A 23222-nucleotide genomic window follows, 5' to 3' on the forward strand; every position below is an offset into this window, starting at 1 on the left:
CGCACTATAATGTAGAATGAGCCAATGTTTCTTCCGTAAAAGGAGTGCCACGAGCAATGCGCAACTACATAATCCGAAGAATTGCTCTCATGATACCCACTCTTTTATTGGTAACCATAGTGGTCTTTCTCACCATTCGCCTTGTTCCCGGCAGCGCGGTGGAGATGATGGCTATCGAGATGGGGTCAAGGGAATCGACCGGTGGGCAGCTGGACATCGAGGCAGTCGAGGCAATGCTCGGCATGGACATGCCCTGGCATGAGCAATACCTGACATGGATGCAGGGTATCTTTATGCGCGGCGATTTCGGAGATTCCCTATGGTTAAAGCGCCCCGTACTCCCCGAGATAATCGCCAGGCTACCGATAACCTTTGAGCTTGGCCTTCTCGCATTTCTAATCTCACAGATAATCGCCATCCCGATAGGTCTCTATTCCGCGATACGTCAGGACACCATTGGCGACGTCCTGGGAAGGACTTTTGCCATTGTTAACCTGGCGACGCCTGCCTTCTGGCTGGCGACTATGATTATGGTCTTCCCATCCATATGGTGGGGCTGGTCGCCACCAATGCGCTACATTCCTTTTGGTGACGACCCCATGTCCAACCTCGAACAATTCCTCATTCCTGCAATACTCATGGGCACGGCGATGTCGGCAACGACAATGAGGATGCTGCGCACCACAATGCTTGAAGTACTGCGGCAGGACTACGTGCGGACTGCCTGGTCAAAAGGTCTGAAAGAGCGCGTAATCGTCATTCGCCACGCCATGAGGAACGCCATGATTCCCGTGATTACCATGATATCCGGCCAGGTACCCATTATGATAGGTGGTGCCGTCATAATGGAGCAGATATTCAGTCTGCCCGGTATGGGGCGCCTTTTTCTGGATGCCATCAACAGAAGAGACTATCCCTTTGTCAGCGCAATAAACACTCTGCTGGCTGCATTCGGTATGGTACTTATTTTACTGACAGACCTAAGCTATGCCTTTCTGGACCCACGGGTACGCTACAGGTAGTATTCATATCCATTGACAGAGTAAGTGATTAATCTGTCGGCCGACCTGACAGTCATTCCCTCTCAGTATTCTCCTTACAAAACCAGCACGGGTTCTTTCCACAGACAAACTCCGTGTCAGTTTCCTGTGCCCCGTATCCGATACTTCTGGAAAAGCACATACGTCCTTATCCCCTGCAGAACACACCATAGCCAGATACCAGCTACATCACCTCTTTAAATACGCAGCATCAGTACTACGAGTGAATATACACCCCGGCATCTGACACTATATTTTACGATTGTGACTTCCCTTTGTCAGTACATATCTTATTCAATCACTTGACAGTTGACAATATGTATGACAAGTGCTAACTTATTATTGTATTTGATGTCAGGTCTCTGTCAGTGTATTGTTAGTGCCTTCCGGTTCCCGGTTAGTTGAATCCAGACACTATTACTCTGACAGTCTGAACTGACATGAATTCGGTATTTTGTCTTACTGACCTCGGTCGGGAGTAACAAAATTCATGACTGGTGATGATAGAACCAGAGACCAACGTCTCCGGGAACTGGAGACTCTGTACCTGCGTACGGCAGAGCTTGAGGCATCCCGAACCGAGCTTGAACATAGCAAGGAAGAACTCCGTCAATCAGAAGAGCTACACCGCGTCACGCTCAGCAGTATCTCGGATGCCGTCTGCATGACTGACAACTCAGGAAACTTCACATTTGTCAGCCCAAACGTAGAAGCTGTTTTTGGTTACTCCATTGAGGAAGTGCGCCGCCTGGGCAATATCTCGAAGCTTCTGGGGGACATTCCCGTTGCACCTGCTGAGTTGGAAGCCCGAAAAGAAGTGCGCAACATCGAGCGCGAGATTACTGACAAAGCCGGCAAACGCCGCGTCCTCCTCATCGATATGAAAGGTGTTTCCATCCGGGATGGAAGCGTGCTCTACTCCTGTCGCGACATAACCGACCCCAAGCGAATCCAGGGAGAACTGCGACGGCACCGTGACCATCTTGAGGAACTCGTTGAAGAACGTGCCACTGAACTGAGGAAAAGTAACGACCAGCTTGAGCAGCGCAACAAGCTCCTCAGCGCTTTGAGTCGCGTGCAAACCCAGTTCATCTCCGAGGCGGACCCCCGCCTCCTGTTCGACCATTTGCTGGATGAGTTACTTTCCCTGACCGATAGCGAGTACGGTTTCATTGGCCAGGTACTCTACAATTCCGATGGAGAGCCGTACCTGAAGACCCACTCAATCACCAATATTGCCTGGAGCGGTCGATCAAACGGTATCTACGGGAGCGACGAGACCACCGGCATGGAGTTCCATAACCTGAAGACCCTCATCGCTGCAGTAATGTCATCGGGGAAACACATTATTGCTCATGACCCGACCGCCGACTTCCGGGGGCGTGATGTTGCCGAAGGCCACCCACGCCTGAACGCATTTCTTGGACTCCCCCTGCACAACGGCAAGGGACTTATCGGCATGGTTGGCATCGGTAATCGTCCCACAGGATACGATGCCATGCTGATAGAATTCCTCCAGCCTTTCCTGGCAACCTGCGGGAGTATCATAGAAGCTCACAGGAACGTCCAGCAACGCCGGCAGGCGGAAACCGAACTCGCTAAATCCGAGCGCAATTTCCGTAACTCTATCGATAGTTCTCCCTTGGGAACTTCCATTGTGACCAGGGGCGGCAAGCTTGTTTACGCCAATCAGGCTTTTCTTGATATCTATGGTTATGACAGTATCGAAGAACTGAAAGCAGTGCCCCTGAAGCAGCGCTATGCGCCGCAGAGCTACGAGGAGCACCGGGAACGAAGGTCAAAGATGCGGTGGGGAGAGCCTTTGCTCGCTTCCTATGGACTGAGCATCGTCCGCAGGAACGGTGAAATCCGGCATCTTTCCGTATCCTGGAGCGGTATGCGATGGGATGGTGAACGGCGCTTTCTGGTAATATACCAGGACATCACGGAGCGCAAGAGGGCCGAGGAGATACTCCGTACCAGCGAAGCAAGCCTGACCAATGCCCAGCGCATTGCCCGTCTTGGGAACTGGGACTGGGATATCAGGAACAATACTGTCCAGCTATCTGAGGAGGCATACCGTATTCTGGGCCTGGAGCCCGGGGCTCTCGCTGAACCATACAAGGTACTGTCTAACATCATCCATCCCGATGATAGGGAAAATGCACAGAAGTCAATTACCCGGGCACTTTCCGAAGGCAGACCTGATGACCATGACTATCGCATCGTACGTCCCAATGGCTCTGAGGCCATGGTCCATGTTCGTGGTGAGGTTAAGTACGATGATAATGGAATACCTCTCAGCGCTACAGGTACAATCCAGGACATCACCGAGCTTCGCGCCCTGGAGAGGAAGGTCATTGAATACCAGGAACTGGACCAGGTTAAGACCAACCTTCTTTCCACAGTCTCCCACGAGTTGCGCACGCCATTATCGATAATCAAGGGATACGCCACCCTTCTGCTGGACTACGATGAGAGACTGGTAAACGAGGAGAAACGCGAGTACCTGGAATCGATAGACAGAGCCACGAATCGGCTGACCGAACTTGTGGACCATATTCTGGACATGTCTCGCCTGGAGTCAGGTCTACTCCAGCTGGAACGCGCACCAACATCAATCGCGAAGCTGGCCCGTGAAGCAGTAGCTGAAGCCAGAGTCAGGGCACCTGTCCATAAGATACAGTTAAACATGGCAAAGAGACTGCCGAAGGTGGACGTTGACGCCAAGCGAATTCGGCAGGTACTGGATAATATCATCGACAACGCTGTCAAGTACTCCCCGGAGAAAACGACGATAACCGTGTCCGCCGAGCGGAAGGACGATGAACTGGTGGTCAGCATCTCAGACCAGGGTGTAGGTATCCCGGCCAAAGACCTTAACAGGGTATTTGACCGTATGTTCCGCGTTGAGCAGGGACTGACGCCAACAGTTGATGGAGTTGGTCTGGGGCTGGCGATCTGCAAGGGGCTCGTAGAGCAGCACGGGGGACATATCTGGATGGAAAGCGAAGAGGGCAAAGGAAGCACCTGTCGCTTTGCCTTGCCAATCTTGAAGGGAGAGTCACAAGTATGACGACCAGACACAAGGTCGAGTCTGTCCTGGTCATCGAGGATGAGGCTGACATCCGGAATTTCGCCTTCCGGGTGCTGGAACTGGAAGGTTATCGCGTTCTCCAAGCCGGCGATGGAAACGAAGGCCTGAAATTGGTCAGGAAAAATCGGGGACTTTCCATGGTGCTTCTGGACCTGAGGCTACCCGGTCGCGACGGCTGGGTAGTGCTTCAGGAGATGAAGAAGGACCCTGAGCTTTCCATGATACCCGTTGTCGTGTTTAGCGCCCTGGCAGCGGCATGGCAGCGGAAGAGGGCGCTCGGTATGGGTGCCGCCGCTTACCTGACCAAACCAGTTGACGCCACCAGCCTGAAACGGACAGTTTCCTCCACAGTGCACTTGAAAGGAGTGACGTCGGCATGTCGTCCAAAAAACCGTTAGTGCTCGTGGTTGACGACGACGTGCGAATGCTGCGCATGGTGCGTCGGATACTCGAACTGGAAAGCTACCGCATCATCACTGCTGGTAATGCTGAAGCGGCTCTCGATGTATTCGACGGTGAGAACCCTGACCTGGTACTGCTTGATGTCATGATGCCCGGCATGGATGGATACACCGCCTGCCAGCGTATCCGCGAATTTTCACAGATTCCAATAATCATGGTGACGGCGCGGAGTATCGACGAAGAGAAGGTCCGGGGACTGGACTCAGGTGCTGATGATTACATCACCAAACCTTTCTCCGCCAGTGAGCTTACCGCTCGGGTACGCGCAGTACTCAGGCGAGCCCCACTCCGGGATGAGACTCGGGAGCCCGTACTGAAATGTGGTGACCTGGTAATTGATTTCGGCCGTCAGCGCGTCACCCTGGACGGTCAGTACCTGAACCTTACGGCGACGGAACACCGGCTGCTCTCGTATCTGGCTCGTAACGCGGACCGCATACTTACTCCGAATCAGATTCTCGAGAAGGTCTGGGGCGAGAAATATCTCGGCGAAACCAACCTCCTCCAGGCAAACATTACCCGGCTTCGCAAGAGGCTGAAGGATAGCGCCAAAAACCCCAAGTATATTCTGACACGTCCGGGAATCGGTTATATGATGGTGAAGAAGCCGGAACCATAAGGCGGACCGGTTCATCACAGCGCCCTTCTCCTTCACAGCCTGCTCACTATCCTGCATCTCTACCTATGCGATATTGTCAGGTATTTGTAAGGTTATTACCCCTGTTTGTCAGGTACTCGTTACCCCAGTTCTCTAGCCTGTAAGTGGAAGCGTCATCTTATACATGGAGGCACTATGGTTGTCAGGGATGCCCGACCGACTCGCCGGGATAATAAACAAGCCATCCGTCCCGAGAACATGCTGGAGGAGATACACCTCGTCCGGGAGAATGAGCGCCGCAGGCTTTCAATCGAAATACATGATGGCGTTGCCCAGTGGATGATAGGCACTCTCTACCGCATTAAGGCCTGCCGCAGTCTTTTGCCTCAATCCGACTCAGACCACCTGACGAACGAGCTTTCCGATATTGAGAGAACACTCCAGAGAAGTGTCAGGGAACTCCGTCGTATCATATCCGACTTGCGTCCCTTCCCTCTGGAAGAGCTGGGGCTTATCACCGCGATACACCAGATGGCAAATGTCCTCGAAGAAGAAGACATCAACTGTCGGTTTGAAGTGGATGGTGTGCTGCCCGGACTTACCCCTGCTGAAGAGAGGGCTACCTTCGGTATAGTCCAGGAAACACTGACGAACGTTCGCAAGCATTCCCAGGCCACGCGTGTCAGCCTCCGGATCCGTTTTCAGGAACAGACTGTTTCCGTAGCGATAAAGGACAACGGCGTCGGCTTCAATCCCAAGAACATCGCCGATAAGCAGTTCCGACCCAGCCATATTGGGCTCCTCGGCATGAAAGATACCGCGGCGCTGGTTGGTGCCTACCTGAAGATTCACAGCAGTCCGGGAAAGGGTACCTCGGTGAAATTCGCCTTCCCTCCCGCATCCGGACAGATGCACAAAAGACAGGAGAGAGGTGAAGGGATTGTCTGACATCCGTGTGCTCCTGGTCGATGACTATGAGGTAGTACTGTTGGGATTGCGGCGAATGCTCGAGCTTGACGGCCGGATTAAGGTAGTCGGTGAGGCGAGTAACGGTGAGGAAGCTATTGCTAAGGCAGCCACGCTCCAACCCGATGTCGTCACCATGGACCTCAGGATGCCGGGGATGGACGGCATAACGGCAACCCGTCGGTTGAAGCAGGAGATGCCCAACGTGCATGTCCTGGCCATGACCATGTACGGGGATGACTTGATACAGGAAGCCATCGAAGCGGGGGTATCCGGTTACATCCTTAAGGAAACCGATTGCGACCAGATTATTCAGGCCATCCACCAGATATGTGCCGGCCTGCACCCCATGATACCACCGCTGAATCTCCGCCTGCCCGCAGAGTTCATTCCTATCAATTCGTAAGCCCTGCTCTACTGCCTCGCCGGTAAGAAGGCCAGTCTCCTATGCCTGGTTTCTAAGTCCGGAACGCTCTCAATTGGTCTCCGGGATTACGGGCATATCGATATACGAGGCATAATCAGACTGGTGGTATATTGTCTGCACCGCCGGAATACCCTTGGCATCCTCACCAAACGGATTCCCGGTATTCATGTTCCGGTCGATTCGCGGGAAATTACTGCTGGATACGTCTATCCGAATACGGTGTCCCCTACCAAAGACGATACTCGTCACCGCCAGGTCAATCATGTACTCGTAGACCTCGCCCGGATTTACCGGTTCCGGTCGGAGCACAGATTTCCGGCACCGTGCCCGGATGCAACCCTCGGCTATGTTGTACGCAGAACCATCCGGATAAACATCGATTAGCTTGGCCGTGAAATCGGTATCCTTTGCCGATGTCGACGCGAACAGGTGCAGCATCAGTGGGCCGGTGACCTCAATCTCCTCCGTGAGTTCCGGAGTAGTGTAGCACAGGACATCATTGCGGTTCTCTATCCGTGACTGGTCGAACGGACCCGGTATCAGGCTGCCTGTGGGAAGTATCCGGCCCCCGACAGTGGGCACGGGGAAGCGGGGGTCATAGATGTAGACGTCCGCTGGCTCGGCACCCGGGGTATCCCTGCTGAGAAGGCCATTCCCAGACGCCGTGTTAGAGCGGCCCTTGCTATGCAGGAAGAATCGTTGCCACTCGGTCTGCGGCAGCGGCCAGGTATCGGCATTGCGCCACCGGTTCGGACCCATCACGAAGTAGCGGACCGGGGCCATTTTGCGGCCCTCTATCCCGCGCAGGTACCTGTCAAAGAAGTTAATGTGCCGTTCCATGGTGAAGGTGGCCATACTGGCCCCGGCCGGACCGAAATGGAGACCGCCAACATAGGCCAGCAGGTTACCGCCATGAGACCACGGTCCGCAGAGCACGTACTGCCCTTCCCGGGCGAGTTCGGTACCGCCATTCCCGCGCATCCCCAGGAAGTTTTTGAACAGGCTACCAGAAAACAGGTCATACCAACCGGCGGCGTGGAAACAGGGGACCTTAACCCTGTGATACGGCCAGTGCAGGTCTTCTTCAGACTTCACATTTGGTGGAATATCATCGGTCATACGGGCTCCGAAGGCCTGAGAAAGCCCCTCAAACTGGAAATGTGGCACCTCTTTGAGGGGCAGATACTCGTACACCTCGCTGAGGTTGAACCTGGCGCGGTCCAGCATCTCCCGCGCCCCGGTAACGTCCTTGCCCTGCTTCCTCTGTCGCTCCAGCATGTCAATCGCCATCGTAGTAAACCAGCTTATGGACTGCTCCAGGTCTATCGGGCCGCCAAGACGGGAATCACTCAGGGGGCCTGACGTTGTTATCTGAGGGGCAATTGCCTTCAGGTGAGGAGGGTCTTCTATTGCGGCCTGCCACTGGTTGCGGCCGAGGTAGGAGCCACCGAATGTGCCGACATTACCATCGCACCAGGACTCAGCAGCGACTGCTTCAATCGTGTCGTAGCCGTCGAGGTCCTCCGGAGCTCCGGGCATGAACTCCCCTTCTGAGGCAAACCTGCCCCGCGTGTCCTGTATCACGAAGGCATATCCAGCGAAAGCGGCGTGCACCGCTGACAGGAAGTCACTGTCACCTCCCATTACCTTACTATATGGGGTACGGACCACGATCGCCGGATGTTTCCCGCTGTTATCCGGCCGGTATATGTCAGCCCGCAGCACAACCCCGTCCCTCATCGTCATCGGTATGTCCCGGTCGATACGAATCGAGTTCGCCATGGTCTCCTCCTTCTAATGTACTTCGCCGGGTAATCTACCGTTCCGCCGTTGACTGTAGATGCTTTGCATTCCAGTAATCCCGGCATGTGCCACCCATGATACAACATCCACGGTGCGCAGACAAAGAGATGCAGATAGCATGATGAGGTAATCCACAACTTGTCGCAGAAGTTGTTCAGATAGCATTCGATTTAATCCCTGGTGCCCCTCAGGAAGAGCGAGCAGACCACGGATACAGCGACCACCGCGGCTCCGGCAGCAGTGAAGCTGGTATGGAAGCCAAACCGCTCAATGAGGTAACCCATAACCGGAGCGAGCAGGCCACCGGCCTCCATACCGGCAAAGTAGTAGACTCCCAGTATCGTCGAACGCCGGCGCTCCGGTGTGTTGGCGATGATGAAGGACTCCGTTGCCGGCATTCGGACATACATTGTGGCACCTATCACCAGCAACAGGGCACCCAGACCGACACCAAACGATGCCAGGTTCATCAAATAAATCAGTGGGCCGGTAACCAGAGATACTACCAGCACCACTCGTACTTTACCGAGACGGTCTGAGAGGTAACCTCCCAGGGGGCTTGCCCACAGCCCGGCCGAGTAGATAATGGCCAGGTAGGTCGCTGCTGCTCCCTCACTCACACCATGCCGGTCTACCATGAAGAGGGGTACAAACGTGACTACGGAGAAGGCTACCGCCTGGGTGAATACCGTCAGGACCATAAATGTCACCAGGTGGCGCCACCGGTTCGGCAGGTCTGGTTGTTCGCTGCCTTCTTCAACGACATCATCTTGAAGAACGGGGTCCCTGATACGCCGTCCAAGGAGCACGAAAAACACGACCCCGAATATTGCCGTGGGAATGGCCAGACCAAGGAAGGAACCTCGCCAACCCCAGGCGGAGGCGATACCGGCGGCAATCAGCGGTGCCAGAAAGAAACTCCCGCTGCCCCCCACCAGATGAAATCCGAGGGCACTGCCTCGGTTTTCCGGCTTCACCGACGCCGAAATCAGGGGTGAGGCTGATGGGTGGTAACCACCGCCGGCAATACCCATCAGTACCAGGAATACAATCATCATGACAAAGGTCTGGGAAAGCCCTACCAGGACCCCTCCTACCGCCACCCCGCAGATACCTATGGTAAGCATTATACGGGCACCTATACGGTCGGCAAGCCATCCGGCAGGTAGCTGCCCGATTCCATAGGCAAGGCTGAAGGCCGAAACTACCAGTCCGGCCTGGGTATAGCTCAGGCCAAAATCATCACGGATAAAGGGGAGCATCGGTACCGGCAGTGCCGTTAGCAGGTGGTGGGCAAAGTGTGCCAACACAAAGAGAGGTACCAGCCCTGAGAAAAACGTGCGCATCCTGGTTTTGAAAATAGCGGTATCCTTTCGAGGTATGTCCTTCGCGCCGGAGAAAACACGCTGTGACATTGGTTGGTCAGCACCGACGCGCCCTCATTGTACGTCATTTCCGCAGGTCTCAACAATAGCGTTCCGGGTGTATAAACAGGATACTTATGTTGACCTACGTCACTACTGGTCGGTATACTGTAGACACTGCTTGCCAGTGAGCTATTCATACCTCTCCGGCTGGAACACCCAGCCTCCCGGCTCGCGGTCGCTGACACCCGTACCCTGTGATGGAGCACCCGGATTCGTTATATGGTTGTTGCTGAAGAAGATTTGCTGAGCAGAATCAAGAATTTCAGACTCCGCAAGGTGTACTTCGGGTGGTGGACGGTACTTACCGGCGGCCTCATCGCCCTCTGGGGACACGGCTTTCACACTTATGGGTTCTCCGCTCTTTTCAAACCCATTTCTTCCGAGCTTGGTTTTAGCCGTACCGTGACGTCTGTCGCCGCCAGTATCGGCCGGTTTGAAGGCGGTATCGAGGCTCCCATAACAGGCTGGATTACCGACAGGTTCGGCCCTAGATGGATTGTAATTCTCGGTATCTTCTGCATATCTCTGGGCCTTATCCTGATGAAGTACGTCAACTCCCTGACAACCTTCTACATCTTCTGGGGAGTGTTGCTCGGGACGGGTACCAACATCGCACTGACTTTGCCGATGGATACCGCAATATCGAACTGGTTCATCAAGAAGCGCGGCCTGGCACTGAGCATCAAGTGGGTATTCTCCGGACTTTCCGGCGTGCTGGTGATGCCGCTCGTTACCTGGTTGATAACTGTTCAGGGTTGGCGTGATACCTGCTTCATTGGCGGACTGGTAATGGGGATTATCGGTCTACCCCTCGCCTGGTTCTTCCTGAAACAGCACCGACCGGAATACTACGGCCTATTGCCCGATGGTGCCCAGCCTGATGAGCAATCCTTAGATGCGGAGCAGATGATGCAGAAGGGTGTCGAATATGCCGCTGAAACTGGAGAGACAGAGTTCACCGTTCGGCAGGCCATGAAGACCCCCTCTTACTGGCTGTTGATATTAACGCAGATGTTCCACAGCCTTGTCATGCCGGTGATGAGTATCCATTGTATCCCTTTTCTTACCGATAGGGGAATCGACCCCGTCCAGGCTGCCGGCATGATGGCAATCTGGGTCACAGCGAGCATTCCAGCCAGGTTTCTCGGCGGACTTATTGCCGACAGGGTCAGTGTCAACCGCCTTCGCTTCATCATAGGTGGGTCGTATCTTCTGCAAGCCATCGGTGTGGCCATTTTCCTGCAGAACCCGACGACTACTACGATCTATGTCTGGTTTGTTCTCTACGGTATCGGACAGGGCATCCCAATGACGGTAAACCCCGTGATGAGAGCACGCTACTTTGGGAGGAAGAGCTTCGGTTCCATAGCGGGATTTTCCCGGATGTTCATGACACCTGTGGGCGTTATTGGTCCGGTTTATGCCGGCTGGATATATGACACTACCGGCAGTTACATGAACGCCTTCATACAGTTCGCTATAATGCTGGCCGCCTCTGCCTTGCTCTCGACATTAATAGTACCACCGAAGCCACCCGACAGGATTCACGACGTGCGCAACATTATGTAATATGCACCGGATGGTACTACAGAGAAGCCGGACGGAAACTACCCCGTTCAAATCAAGCTGATATATATTGGTCTCTGTTGACAAAGCCAGCCCCACCACCTAAAGTGTCCCGGTGCTGGTCTTGATATCAGTCGATGCCGGTCAGCGCATGAGCCAATACCCGAGAGAGGAGAGCTATGAAAGTAGATGAGGACAAGTGTACCGGCTGTCTCGAGTGTGTTGATTTCTGTCCGGTAGAGGCCATTAAGGAAGCCGATGTCGGTGGTACGGTGTATATTGACCAGGACGAGTGCGTGGAGTGTGGGGTCTGTCTGAGAGTGGGATGCTGCGAGTACGAGGCACTCTGGCAACCGGAGTTGGAATGGCCCCGAATCCTGAGGGCGCAGTTCAGCAATCCCGGCGTAGTCCACCCCAACACCGCCATCTACGGACGGGGCACCGACGAGTCCAAGACCAACGACGTAACCGGTCGCTACCCCCGGGGGGGTATCGGTATCGCCGCCGAGTTGGGCCGACCCGGCATCGGTACACGGCTGAGAGATGTCGAGACAGTAGCACGGGCAATACTCCCCCTGGGTGTGGAGTTCGAGAAAGACAACCCCACCTATTACCTCTTCGAGGACCTTGAGCAGGTCAGAATGCGGCCTGATGTCCTCGATGAACGAGTGCTTTCCGCTATCCTGGAGTTCAAGACCACCCGGGAAAAAGCCCCGGAAGTCCTGAAGACTCTTCACAGGGTCGCCGGAGAGGTAGACACCGCCATCAGTATCAATATCGGCTCCAAGCTCGAACCGGACGGCACCCTGCCCGCAGAGAAAGCAGCCATAGAGGCTGGTTTTCAACTCCGTCCCAACGGCAAGAGCAACCTGGGACTGGGACGACCTCTGGTCGAGTGATAGCAGGAGGAAAGCAGTGACACACACGAACCACCGTCAGGGTACCATAGAGAGTTTAAGCAAGGACTACGTGGTCTTTATCTATCCGGCAAACGGTATCAACGACGAGGGTGCCGGGCCAAAGGTAGAGCAGTTCCTGCAAATGGCGTACCGGCACGGCATGGTCAATGCGGGACCGGCGCGCACCGGGGACAGATTCATGGTGGACCCTGAGCGTGTGGTCAACAGGCCCGGGCGGGCAGGCAGCGCTTACGCCGTTTTCGATGATAAGGAGAGGGTGGTCACCTTCGTGAAGGACGTCATTAAGGCGGACTTCGGGATATCAATAATCGTCAGCGGGCTCTTTGACGAGGTCGACGATATCTGTGAGCAGGCAGGCATCAAGCGCCACACTGCGCAATGCTCTCTGGGCATCTGGGGACAGGTAGACAAGCTGCCCGCGGAGGCCATTCTGGATATTGCCACCATGTGCGGGCATGGCATGATTTCCTTTAACCTGGTGAAGCGGATGGCCGGCGAGGTCAGTAAAGGCCATACCTCTCTCGAAGAAGCCAGCCGCATCCTGGCCAGGCCCTGCTCCTGCGGAATATTCAATCCGAAGCGCGCTCAAGAACTCCTCAAGCAGATTATCGATAGCGGTACTATCGAGTAGGGGTCAACCAATGAGGGCCGGTATGAATCATCGACGTCTGCTCAACAACTCCGTAGCCACCAAGTGGACGTACTACGGCACGTGCCCGGTATTCGACTGAAGCGATAATATACTCCTTGCCAACCGATGCCTTCCACCGGCACCGGGTTCATATTTCTCACCGGCAGGAGTAGAATATATCCATAGCACGATATCCGGCGGTGGATGTCCGCTCCTGCATCAAACGCTGGTTACGGAGACAGACGTGAGCACTCTTTCTCGTTTCCACCCGATTATCACCCGGTGGTTCCTGGAGGAGGTCGGGCAGCCGACCGAGGTACAGGAAGATAGCTGGCAGAGGATTTCCGGTGGTGAGCACGTCCTCATTACGGCGCCAACCGGAAGCGGTAAAACGCTGGCCGCATTCCTCTGGGCAATTAACCAACTGGTGACCGGACAGTTTACCACCGGGCACACCAGTGTCCTGTACGTATCTCCCCTGAAAGCGCTCAACAATGACATCCAGCGAAACTTACTCGGGCCACTCGACGAACTTAGAAATTCCTTCCGGAAGTCGGAGATACCTTTCCCTGATATCCGCGTTCTGACCCGCAGCGGCGATACACCGCAGTCGGAACGGCACCAGATGCAGCGCCACCCGCCGGAAATCCTCATCACTACCCCGGAGAGTCTAAACCTCTTGCTCAGTTCCAATGGTGGCCGTTCAATCCTGAGGGGTCTTGCCACGGTAATCCTCGACGAAGTCCACGCCGTGTTCGGAAACAAGCGGGGCGTGCACCTGATGACGGCCGTGGAGCGACTCGTCCCGCTCAATGACGAATTCCAGCGTATTGCCCTATCGGCGACCATCCGCCCCCTGGAGACCGTGGCTGAGTTTATCGGCGGGTTCCGGGTCGAAGGGGACGCACATTCTCCACTTCACACACCACGGACTGTCTCCATCGTGCGCTCCGATACAACGAAACAGTACGACATTCGAGTGCGGTTCCCCGAAGAGGCGGTAGACCGTCAGGTACAGGATTCCATCTGGGAGCCGCTGGCGGAACAGTTCAAGGAAATTATCGGTAGAAACCGCTCGACGCTCCTATTCGCCAACGGCAGGAGGCTATGCGAAAAACTGGCGCTGATGCTCAATGAGGGGGAAGAGGCACCGATAGCATACGTGCACCACGGCTCCCTTTCCCGCGAGATACGCGCCGAAGTCGAGCGTAAGCTGAGAGAGGGTGAACTGCGAGCAGTGGTGGCAACCAACTCACTGGAGCTGGGTATCGATATCGGTTCGCTGGACGAGGTGATACTGGTACAATCGCCTCCCTCGGTCTCATCGGCAATTCAGCGTGTCGGCCGGGCCGGCCACCAGGTGGGTGAGGTCTGCCGGGGCGAGATATTCCCCACGCACCCTCAGGACCTGCTGGAAGCAGCGGTGCTCGCCTTGGCCATACCGGAACATGACATGGAACTCACCGGGCCTGTCCTGTGTCCTCTTGACGTGCTGGCACAGGTCATCGTCTCCATGGCAGGCATCGAGAAGTGGGACATCGATGAACTCTACATACAGGTTACCGCCAGCTACCCCTACCGGCACCTGAGCCGGGAGCAGTTCGACCTCGTCCTGAACATGCTGGCCGGACGCTACGCCGATGCCCGGATACGTGAACTGAAACCACGTATTTCCATTGACCGGCTCGACAACAGTGTGGTCGCCCGGAAAGGAGCTCTGCTGACACTGTACACCTCGGGCGGCGTGATACCAGACCGCGGCTATTTCCACCTCCGCCACCAGGAGACCGGCGCCCTCATCGGGGAGCTTGATGAGGAGTTTGTCTGGGAAGCATCGACCGGCCAGACATTTGCCCTGGGCACGCAGAACTGGAGAATCGACCGCGTCACGCATAATGACGTCTTCGTGCTTCCCGGCAACCCCAGGATAATGGCAACACCGTTCTGGAGGGGCGAGGAGAACTACCGCGACTTCCACTTCTCAGAGCGTATCGGCCAGTTCCTGGAAACTGCCAACAACAGTCTCGATGATGCTGCCTTTATCGATACGCTGCAACGTGACCACCGCATGGATTCCACTGCATCGGAGCAACTGGTTGCCTTCCTGAAGCGCCAGAAGGAGAGGACGGGCTGTGACCTTCCCCACCGACACCATATCGTAGTGGAGTCTGTCAGCACGGGGCCGGGTGGGGTGCCGGGGAACCAGCTCATACTGCATACCACCTGGGGTGGCCGGGTCAACCGTCCGTTTGCAATGGCGCTGGATGCTGCCTGGGATACCCGCTATGGTCAGCGACTGGAGATGTATACCGGCAACGATTGCATTGTGCTCCAGTTACCACATGATGTCGGTGGCGATGAGGTGCTCTCGCTGGTATCGAGCGCAACCGTCGAGCAACTGCTCAGGAAGCGACTGGAAGGCTCCGGGTTCTTCGGGGCCAGATTCCGCGAGTGCGCCGGGCGGTCATTGCTCCTGACGCGCGGCAAAATCGGCCAGAGAATGCCACTCTGGATGAACCGTATGCGCTCACAGAAGCTGCTCGATTCCGTTGTACGGTATGATGATTTCCCCATCCTGCTCGAAGCCTGGCGTACCTGCTTACAGGACGAATTCGACATGGAGAGTCTGCGGCAGGTGCTGGCAGAGCTTGAGTCAGGAGCAATTCAATGGTCGGAGGCGCATACTCTCTACCCGAGCCCGATGGCACAGAATGTCTCCTGGCGGCAGACCAACCAGTACGTCTACATGACCGACGAACCGACAGCGGGAACGACTTCCCGGCTGCGCAGCGACCTGCTCAACCACGTAGTCTTCACTCCCGGAATCCGTCCCGGCGTTGCCCGCGAGCCGGTAGCGCAGTTCGAGATGAAACGACAGCGACTCGCCCCGGGGTATTCACCGGAGACACCGCGAGAACTGGTGGACTGGGTCAAGGAACGGCTGCTGATTCCGGTACCGGAATGGGAGCGCCTGTTACAGGTAATGCACGACGACCACGATACTGATACCGATGAGTTGCTGGAGTCCCTCACCGAGAGGCTGGTACGAATCAGCCCACCGGCGGCTTCGGACGCACTGGTAACAGCCCTGGAAACACTGCCCGGAATCGCCCACGCCCTTTACGGAGAACAGAAGGTAGCAACAGGACCGCTTGTTGGCTCACATGCTGTACCGGCCGGCGGAGTTAGTATGGCCACCGGCATGATAGAAGACCTTGACGAAGTCCTGACCGAAGTACTGGGAGAGTGGTTCCAGTTCTACGGTCCGGTCACATATGATTTCGTCCAGGCCACGCTCGGCATCGAGAAGCAACGCCTGTCCCTGGCCCTGGAAGACCTGATTGACTCCCAGAAGGTAATCATGGGACCGCTGGTGACGGATAGCACCGATGAATGTATCTGCGATAGTGAGAACTTCGAGGTCCTGCTCAGGCTGGCTCGGGCAAGCGCCATCCCTGTCTTCGAACCACTGGATGTGGAGTGGCTGCCCCTCTTCCTGGCGCACCACCAGGGTGTTATCGACCCCGCTGATGATATCGAGGGCCTGTTCCGGTGCGTCGAACAGTTACTCTGCCTGCCGACACCGGCGGCTCTGTGGGAATCAGAAATCCTGCCGGCAAGACTGCACCCGTATTCCACCTCCTGGCTGGACAGCGCAATGCAGGAAGGCGACCTCCGCTGGGTGGGCAGTGAGAATCGTCGTGTAGCTTTCTGCTTTGAGCCTGACCTGGACCTGATGCAGGGAGACAGAGAGGATGCAACAGGCACGGAGGAGTCTCTGGACGAGGAATCCCGCCTGACCGACATATTCCCCAGGTCGGTAGGACGATACGATTTCTCGACACTGCGCGCGCTGTCCGGCTATCGCACCGACGAGTTGTCGAATGCGCTCTGGCAATCAGTGTGGCGAGGACGAGTCACCAATGATACTTTTGCGGCACTGCGTCGGGGAATCGAGAACCGCTTCAGAGTACCGAAGTTGACCGCTACTGCACCAGACCTCCGTCATCGCGGTCGACGGACCGGCGGCCGGGGCGGTTTCGCCAGGTGGAGAAGCTCTGTTCCCTTCGCGGGCAACTGGTTCCGGCTTCCTGCTCCCGAACCGGATGAAGACCTCCTTGAGACCGAGGAGCGGATGAAGGACCGGGCAAGACTCCTGCTGGACCGGTATGGAATCCTCTTCCGTGAGTTACCGGAGAGAGAGATGCCTGTTTTTCATTGGAGAAATGTCTTCCGCGCCCTGCGGTTGATGGAGCTTTCCGGGGAAGTGCTCGCCGGCTACTTCTTCCACGGCATCCCCGGGCCGCAGTTCATCTCACACCAGGCTTTTCACCGTCTGCAGCGGAGACTGCCGGAAGATGCCGTCTACTGGATAAACGCGACCGACCCGGCATCCCTGTGTGGGGTCCAACTTGAAGCGATCAGGGGGTCTCTACCCAGGCGCATTGCCGGCACACACCTTGTCTACCGGGGTACCAGGCTGGTAGCAATATCAGGGCGGAACGGCCGGACTCTAATCTTCAAGGTTCTGCCCGACGACCCGCACCTGCCGGAGTACCTGAGCCCGCTGCGCCACCTGCTGACACGACAGTTTCAGCCGGTACGCCGGATTACCATCGAGACCATCAACGACGAGGAAGCGGCGCGCAGCCCGTATATCGATGTACTCCGGACAGCCTTCGATGTTGCCATCGACTACAAGAACGTGATACTCTACCGGAAGGCGGGCCAGGTGCAGCAAGACGCAGAACAAGTTTAGACACAGGACGTACAGGACTCTCCGGACCTTGATTTCCAGAATACAGGGGGATATCCGTGACAAGCCACTTCCTTTCCGGTGAAAAACTGTACCAGGATGTGGTGGCGTACTCCTCCTTCGGCGACCACCGGACGGCAACCGATGGTGAGGAGAAGACTACGGACTGGATGGCAGAGCGGCTGACGGCATGCGGTCTCGATGTCAGTTTCCAGACCTTCTCCCAGGAGACCTACTTCGTCGATAACACCAACCTGACTGTCGACGGTAAGGAGATGGGCTGCTTCCCACTGTGGCCGCCCACATGGACCGGCCAGACACCCGTTCGGGGTCGACTTGTAGCTACCGATACCGGCCATGATATTCCGGAGGGGAGTATTGTGCTCCTCAAACCGTCCTTCAGCTACGGTGCGCCAGCCTTTTCCAACGAGGGGGATAATTCTGCTATTCGTGCGGCTGCCGGGGCAGGGGCAATTGCAGCAGTTGTCATCGGCAATGGGCCATCGGACGGAATGCATGCCTACAATACCCCCGTAGAGACAGCGCGCCGGCCGATTCCGGTGGTACTTACTCCAAAGCGAAATGAGGCTGTCCTGGTCAAGGCCGCAGAAAGACATGCCGAGGTATCCCTGCTCCTGGACGGGACTGATATTCCGAACGCACAGCCGAGAAACATAATCGCAAAGCTTAACCGCGGCGATGACATTATCGTTATATCCACGCCCAAGAGTGGTTGGTTCACCTGCGCCGGCGAGCGCGGCCCCGGTGTTGCGCTGTCCCTGGCCCTGGCACGGTGGGCGAGTGAACGCAACTCCAATGTGAGCTACCTGTTCGACGCCAACACCGGCCATGAGACCGGCGGCACCGGTATAATGCGATTCATCGAGGAACTGGCCCCATCACCTGACAGGACGCTGGCCTGGATACACCTTGGCGCCAATATTGCCACCTGGGACTGGGAGGAAACTACCGGTGACCTTGTGAAACGGGCACGACCGGAGGACTATCGAGTGGTCTGCAGTAGCGAAGAGCTCCTGCCCCTGCTCAATACCGCCCTGGCGGAACTACCCGGACTGGAACCGCGTGCAGGCCGGGGGATAGGTGAAATGAGGGAAGTTATCCGCATGGGGTACCGGGGATTCGGGGTCAATGGCGGGCCGTACCGGTACTTCCACACGCCGGAAGACGTACCGGAAGTCGGGACCGCCCCCGAACTCCTCGAACCGATGGCTGCGGCACTGGTCAGGGCACTGGAATTGCTGGAATCTGAGGTGAAATCACAGACGTGACCCCGGAGGGAGTCAAAATAATGCCAGATACCTGCTCCCGACCTGGCAGCATAGAAGAGCTACCCTGCAACCCTTCCCATCACCGTACTATTATCTCACTCCGCTCCGGTCCCACCGAGATATAGCGCACCGGTTTCTCCAGGTGCTCCTCGATATACTCTACGTAGCGCTGTGCGTTCGCCGGAAGACCGTCATAGGTACGAATGCCGGTTATATCTTCATCCCATCCCGGCAGTTCCTCATACACGGGCTTCGCCTCGTAAAGCAGCGGTGTCAGGGGAAATTCCGTCTCGATATTACCCCTGATTTCGTAGCCCACGCAGACCTTGAGCACCGGCTCAGACGAAAGGATGTCCAGCTTGGTCAGGGCGATTTCATCAACCTGCTGGACCTGCACTCCGAACTCCGAGGCTACCAGGTCGAGGTGCCCGGTCCGTCGCGGTCTACCGGTGGCGGCGCCGTACTCGCCCCCACCTTTCTCCCGCAAACGAAGACCGACTTCATCATCCAACTCGGTGACGAACGGGCCTTCACCGACACAGGTCGAAAAGGCCTTGACGACACCGATGACATTGTCTATCGGGCGACTGAACAGCCCCGCCCCGATGGGTGCAAACGCTGTCAGGGGTGAGGACGAGGTAGTCATCGGGTAGATGCCGTAGTGGATATCCCTGAGTGCTCCCAGTTGTCCTTCCAGCAGGATGTTCTTGCCTTCGACGACGGCCCCTTCAAGAAGTACAGTCGTGTTACATATAAAGTCTTTGGCCTTACCTCCGTATTCCTTGAGCCATGACAGGGTGGCTGCCAGAGTATGAGGTTCGCCGCCGTATACTGAAGTCAGCACGGCGTTCTTCCACTCCAACAGGTCGGAGACCCTGTCCGCCATGTATTCCGGATAGAGCAACTCACCTACCTGTATCCCCTTCTTGAGGTACTTGTCCCCGTAGGCCGGTGCAATACCGCGTACGGTGGAGCCGTACTTCTTACCGGCCAGTCTCTCTTCTTCCAGCCGGTCCTGGTCGCGGTGGAACGGGAAACAGATGATGGCACGGTCGCTCACCTTCAGATTCCCGGTGTTTATGGTTATCCCACAGGCACGAATGTACTCAATCTCCTTGGCAAGGTGCTCCAGGTCTATCACCATCCCCGGCCCGAGCACGTTCACCACCCCCGGCCGGAATATACCCGAAGGAAGCAGGTTCAGGGCAAACTTGCCGTAGTCGTTGATAATCGTGTGTCCGGCGTTGTTGCCTCCCTGGAAGCGCACGACCACATCGTGTTCCGCGGACAGCAGGTCGACCATCCTTCCCTTACCTTCATCCCCCCAGTTCACCCCCACAATCGCCGTTATCTTCATCGGTCTCCCTCCTCACGGACCTCTCGCTGCGGGACAGCCACCGCGTCAGCCCTGATTTCTTACCGTGGTACCGCCCTGCCCCGCACACTATAGATGCTCGCCCCCGGGACGTCAAGAGGCGTGTGTCTCCCTCTAGCAAGCCTATGAAAAACCCTTTCGACCACTCCCCGTGCGGCCCAGATGTGGCGCCCCTCAGACGGGGCGGTGCCTTCCCCTTCCTGTCCAGGAAGGAGCCTTCTGCGGAAGGGGGGAAAGATTATATCTGGGGGACACCCCCGGGCCCCTGCCAGAGGGGGTTTCGGCCCCTCTCAGAAGAGGAGTTTCAGCCCCTCTGAGGGGCGCCCCCTCTTATTTAATTCTTCTCCTTGTGGAAGTGTACAATTAGTGGTCGAGCTGGTGATTGAGTATTTGAGATAGAATGGATTAGCGGGGATTACAGATGGTACACAGCAACGGCTGGGTCCGACTCTGTGGTCGCCTCTTCTGAGAGGCGCCCCCTCCTTGATACCCCCCTTGCCAAATCGCTGCATTCTACCTCGTCGACACCATTCACGTGGATGCCGCAATCTCATATTCCATTTGCAGAGTCTCGATAAGCTCTCTAACGGAGATGATTTTGTCTACCCTGTGGGCATTAGCCCCGGCAAAGGCAAATCCTCTTTCAATGTCCCCCTTCTTGGCATTGGTCAGGGCGACACCGATGCAGTACGGCGCACTCCTTGCATCACAGGTCTTCAGACACTTCCAGGGGCACTTGAATGGTATCCTCGCCCCCGATGATATCTGCTCGAGGAACCCATTCCGTATGGCTCTCCCCGGTAGTCCAACCGGGCTGTCGATTATGACAAGGTCCTCTTTCTTGCACCTCACATATGCTTCCTTGAATTCTGGGGAAGCATCGCATTCGTGAGTTGCCACGAACCTGGTTGCCATCTGCACCGCCTGAGCCCCTGATTGAAGGAACCTGTGAATATCGGCACCTGTATACACCCCTCCGGCAGCGATTACCGGAATGCTCTTACCAAAGTATTGCCCATAGTGCTTTGTCACCGCGATTACTTCCGGCAGTATCTTCTCCAGGGCATAGTCAGGATTAGTGATCTGCTCTTTCTTGAATCCAAGGTGTCCACCGGCTAATGGGCCCTCAACCACCACCGCATCAGGTACATGATTGTAGTGCCTCTCCCAGTATTGAAATATGACTCTGGCCGCCCTGGCAGAGGATACTATTGGAACAATCCTGGCTGTGACCTTTCTGGACCCATCCGAAGACAATACCGTAGGAATCCTCAGCGGAAGTCCGGCGCCAAGAAAGACCAGGTCTGCGCCTTCATCCACCGCGGTCTGCAGAAGGTCATAAGAATCTGAACTGGCTACCAGTATGTTCACGCCAATAATGCCCGTCGTCAGTTCCCTTGCCCTTCTTATTTCTCTTTGCAAGGCTCTCTTATTGGCTTCCTTGAAATTCTTGTCGAAATCAGTCTCAAGCATGCCGATTCCCGTGGCGGCAATAACTCCGATGCCTCCCTCGTTGGCAACGGTTGAGGATAGACTCGATAAGGAAATACCAACCCCCAGTCCCCCTTGCACAATCGGGATACTTGCTTCCAGATCGCCTATCCGCAGTCTTGGTGCCTTATTGAGGCTCATACACTACACTCATTTAGCCAGGATGCCGTCTTTTGCCCGAGCCGCGCTGGCTTCTCCGAAACACTGCCCCCCGTTGGGTGAATCCTGTAGCTCCCCTCTGGTCTACTCCTCTTGTTCCAGTGCCGTGTAGACACGCGCAGTCAGCATTCCAATGTTCATGGCCCGTACCCGCCTGCGCTGCCGTTCAAGCCTAATCATAAGCTTTTATTCATCTTTTCTCAAGTCATGACGAAGAACACGACACGGCAGACCGTCGACGGTACATCGATGGTCTGCCGCACATTGCGCCTGGCCTTCTTCGGATGGAACAGTCCTGGCCGGACTCACTTCGAGCTATCGCCGCTTGACTGTTTCTCCCCCAGTCCCAGGACGTTTATCAGCCGGGACTGGTCGGACATAACGAGTTTGGTGTTATTCTCAAGAGCTGCCTGGGTAACCTGGAGCTGCTTCAGCAACTGGGCATTACCGACAAAGAACTTATCGGCCGCATTGGATACTTCTTCAACCGCCTTAGCTTCACCTTCAGCCCTCAGAATCGCAGCCTGCCTGTCACCCTCGGCCTCCAGTATCTCGCGCTGCCGGTTACCCTCGGCCTTCAGTATCGCGTTCTGCTTATCACCCTCGGCCTCCAGGATTTGCTTCTCCCGGTAAGCTTCCGCTTCAAGGATAATTCCCCGTTTCTCGCGCTCCGCCTTCATCTGCTTGCTCATGGCATCGGCAATGTCCCTGGGTGGCTCAATCTCCTTGACCTCTACCCTGGTTACCTTTACACCCCATTTATCGGTAGCCTCATCCAGGGTCTCCCGCAGGGCAGCATTGATGCGTTCCCGTGACGTCAGCGTTTCATCCAGGCTCATCTCACCGATGACGTTCCTGATGTTGGTCTGCGCCAGCTTGCTCACGGCCATGCCGAAGTTGGCTACTTCATAGGTCCGTGCCTTGGCATCCGCTACGTAATAGTAGACAACCGCATCCACGGTAACGGCAACGTTATCCATAGTAATTACCGGCTGCGGTTCAATATCAAGCACCGTTTCTCTCATATCAACCTTTACCGCAAGGTTGTCAATGAATGGGACAAGGAACTTCAGCCCGGGGTCGAGCGTTTCCTTGTACCTGCCCAGCCGCTCGACGATGCCTCGCTCAAACTGCCGAATCACCTTCAAGGAACGGAACAGGATAATTACGGCCACCACCAGGATTACAATAAGCGCAATAATTCCACCTGACATC

General features: G+C 56.0%; 16 protein-coding genes. 11 read left to right on the top strand and 5 right to left on the bottom strand.

All coding sequences use genetic code 11. The features are described from left to right. The first annotated feature begins 56 nt into the window (after positions 1-56). From VMW13_02970 to VMW13_02995, 6 genes are all read left to right on the top strand, one after another. Positions 57-1022 carry an ABC transporter permease gene (locus tag VMW13_02970; protein HUV43773.1) on the top strand — a complete coding sequence of 322 codons (966 nt, stop codon included), beginning with the start codon at positions 57-59 and terminating at the stop codon, positions 1020-1022. A 508-nt stretch (positions 1023-1530) separates the two neighbouring features. Continuing rightward, a complete protein-coding gene (locus tag VMW13_02975) occupies positions 1531-4116 on the top strand; it encodes a PAS domain S-box protein (GenBank protein ID HUV43774.1) in 2586 nt (861 codons plus the stop codon). Continuing rightward, a complete protein-coding gene (locus VMW13_02980) occupies positions 4113-4535 on the top strand; it encodes a response regulator (protein HUV43775.1) in 423 nt (140 codons plus the stop codon). Before VMW13_02975 ends, VMW13_02980 begins: the two co-directional genes overlap by 4 nt. Continuing rightward, positions 4514-5218, top strand: a complete 705-nt coding sequence (locus VMW13_02985; protein ID HUV43776.1) for a response regulator transcription factor — start codon at positions 4514-4516, stop codon at positions 5216-5218. Before VMW13_02980 ends, VMW13_02985 begins: the two co-directional genes overlap by 22 nt. Before the next feature lie 174 nt (positions 5219-5392). Beyond that, complete coding sequence (locus VMW13_02990; GenBank protein ID HUV43777.1) at positions 5393-6145, top strand: sensor histidine kinase; 753 nt, start codon at positions 5393-5395, stop codon at positions 6143-6145. After that, complete coding sequence (locus VMW13_02995; GenBank protein ID HUV43778.1) at positions 6138-6569, top strand: response regulator transcription factor; 432 nt, start codon at positions 6138-6140, stop codon at positions 6567-6569. Before VMW13_02990 ends, VMW13_02995 begins: the two co-directional genes overlap by 8 nt. A gap of 69 nt (positions 6570-6638) precedes the next feature. Here VMW13_02995 and VMW13_03000 read toward each other — a convergent pair whose 3' ends face one another. Together VMW13_03000 and VMW13_03005 are read right to left on the bottom strand one after the other, a co-directional pair. After that, complete coding sequence (locus VMW13_03000) at positions 6639-8372, bottom strand: CocE/NonD family hydrolase (protein HUV43779.1); 1734 nt, start codon at positions 8370-8372, stop codon at positions 6639-6641. A gap of 191 nt (positions 8373-8563) precedes the next feature. Next, complete coding sequence (locus VMW13_03005; protein ID HUV43780.1) at positions 8564-9808, bottom strand: MFS transporter; 1245 nt, start codon at positions 9806-9808, stop codon at positions 8564-8566. Positions 9809-10039: 231 nt separating this feature from the next. On the opposite strand from VMW13_03005, the gene VMW13_03010 reads away from it, so the two are divergent. The 5 genes from VMW13_03010 to VMW13_03030 all read left to right on the top strand — a co-directional run bounded on the left by VMW13_03010 (position 10040) and on the right by VMW13_03030 (position 18982). Continuing rightward, positions 10040-11389, top strand: a complete 1350-nt coding sequence (locus VMW13_03010) for an MFS transporter (protein HUV43781.1) — start codon at positions 10040-10042, stop codon at positions 11387-11389. A 176-nt stretch (positions 11390-11565) separates the two neighbouring features. Then, positions 11566-12285 carry a ferredoxin family protein gene (locus VMW13_03015; protein HUV43782.1) on the top strand — a complete coding sequence of 240 codons (720 nt, stop codon included), beginning with the start codon at positions 11566-11568 and terminating at the stop codon, positions 12283-12285. 16 nt (positions 12286-12301) lie between these two features. Then, the gene (locus VMW13_03020) at positions 12302-12937 is read left to right on the top strand and encodes a hypothetical protein (GenBank protein HUV43783.1); all 636 of its coding nucleotides are present in this window, start codon (positions 12302-12304) and stop codon (positions 12935-12937) included. Positions 12938-13181: 244 nt separating this feature from the next. Then, positions 13182-17696 carry a DEAD/DEAH box helicase gene (locus VMW13_03025; GenBank protein ID HUV43784.1) on the top strand — a complete coding sequence of 1505 codons (4515 nt, stop codon included), beginning with the start codon at positions 13182-13184 and terminating at the stop codon, positions 17694-17696. A 56-nt stretch (positions 17697-17752) separates the two neighbouring features. Further along, the gene (locus VMW13_03030; GenBank protein HUV43785.1) at positions 17753-18982 is read left to right on the top strand and encodes a hypothetical protein; all 1230 of its coding nucleotides are present in this window, start codon (positions 17753-17755) and stop codon (positions 18980-18982) included. A 79-nt stretch (positions 18983-19061) separates the two neighbouring features. Here VMW13_03030 and VMW13_03035 read toward each other — a convergent pair whose 3' ends face one another. The 3 genes from VMW13_03035 to VMW13_03045 form a co-directional block, all read right to left on the bottom strand. After that, the gene (locus VMW13_03035) at positions 19062-20339 is read right to left on the bottom strand and encodes an adenylosuccinate synthase (protein ID HUV43786.1); all 1278 of its coding nucleotides are present in this window, start codon (positions 20337-20339) and stop codon (positions 19062-19064) included. 549 nt (positions 20340-20888) lie between these two features. Further along, the gene (locus tag VMW13_03040) at positions 20889-21989 is read right to left on the bottom strand and encodes a nitronate monooxygenase (GenBank protein ID HUV43787.1); all 1101 of its coding nucleotides are present in this window, start codon (positions 21987-21989) and stop codon (positions 20889-20891) included. A 323-nt stretch (positions 21990-22312) separates the two neighbouring features. After that, positions 22313-23221 (bottom strand): SPFH domain-containing protein, encoded by a 909-nt coding sequence (locus VMW13_03045; protein ID HUV43788.1) that lies wholly within the window; start codon positions 23219-23221, stop codon positions 22313-22315. Position 23222: the final 1 nt, after the last annotated feature.

This window comes from Dehalococcoidales bacterium, from assembly GCA_035529395.1.
Taxonomy (GTDB): Bacteria; Chloroflexota; Dehalococcoidia; order Dehalococcoidales; family Fen-1064; genus DUES01.

Excerpts from the sequence above, each read along its gene's own strand:
- VMW13_03010 (HUV43781.1), top strand. The coding sequence starts at position 10,040 with ATGGTTGTTGCTGAAGAAGATTTGCTGAGCAGAATCAAGAATTTCAGA.
- VMW13_03040 (HUV43787.1), bottom strand. The coding sequence starts at position 21,989 with ATGAGCCTCAATAAGGCACCAAGACTGCGGATAGGCGATCTGGAAGCA.
- VMW13_03005 (HUV43780.1), bottom strand. The coding sequence starts at position 9,808 with ATGTCACAGCGTGTTTTCTCCGGCGCGAAGGACATACCTCGAAAGGAT.
- VMW13_03045 (HUV43788.1), bottom strand. The coding sequence starts at position 23,221 with ATGTCAGGTGGAATTATTGCGCTTATTGTAATCCTGGTGGTGGCCGTA.
- VMW13_02990 (HUV43777.1), top strand. The coding sequence starts at position 5,393 with ATGGTTGTCAGGGATGCCCGACCGACTCGCCGGGATAATAAACAAGCC.
- VMW13_03035 (HUV43786.1), bottom strand. The coding sequence starts at position 20,339 with ATGAAGATAACGGCGATTGTGGGGGTGAACTGGGGGGATGAAGGTAAG.
- VMW13_02970 (HUV43773.1), top strand. The coding sequence starts at position 57 with ATGCGCAACTACATAATCCGAAGAATTGCTCTCATGATACCCACTCTT.
- VMW13_03000 (HUV43779.1), bottom strand. The coding sequence starts at position 8,372 with ATGGCGAACTCGATTCGTATCGACCGGGACATACCGATGACGATGAGG.
- VMW13_02980 (HUV43775.1), top strand. The coding sequence starts at position 4,113 with ATGACGACCAGACACAAGGTCGAGTCTGTCCTGGTCATCGAGGATGAG.
- VMW13_03015 (HUV43782.1), top strand. The coding sequence starts at position 11,566 with ATGAAAGTAGATGAGGACAAGTGTACCGGCTGTCTCGAGTGTGTTGAT.
- VMW13_02985 (HUV43776.1), top strand. The coding sequence starts at position 4,514 with ATGTCGTCCAAAAAACCGTTAGTGCTCGTGGTTGACGACGACGTGCGA.
- VMW13_02975 (HUV43774.1), top strand. The coding sequence starts at position 1,531 with ATGACTGGTGATGATAGAACCAGAGACCAACGTCTCCGGGAACTGGAG.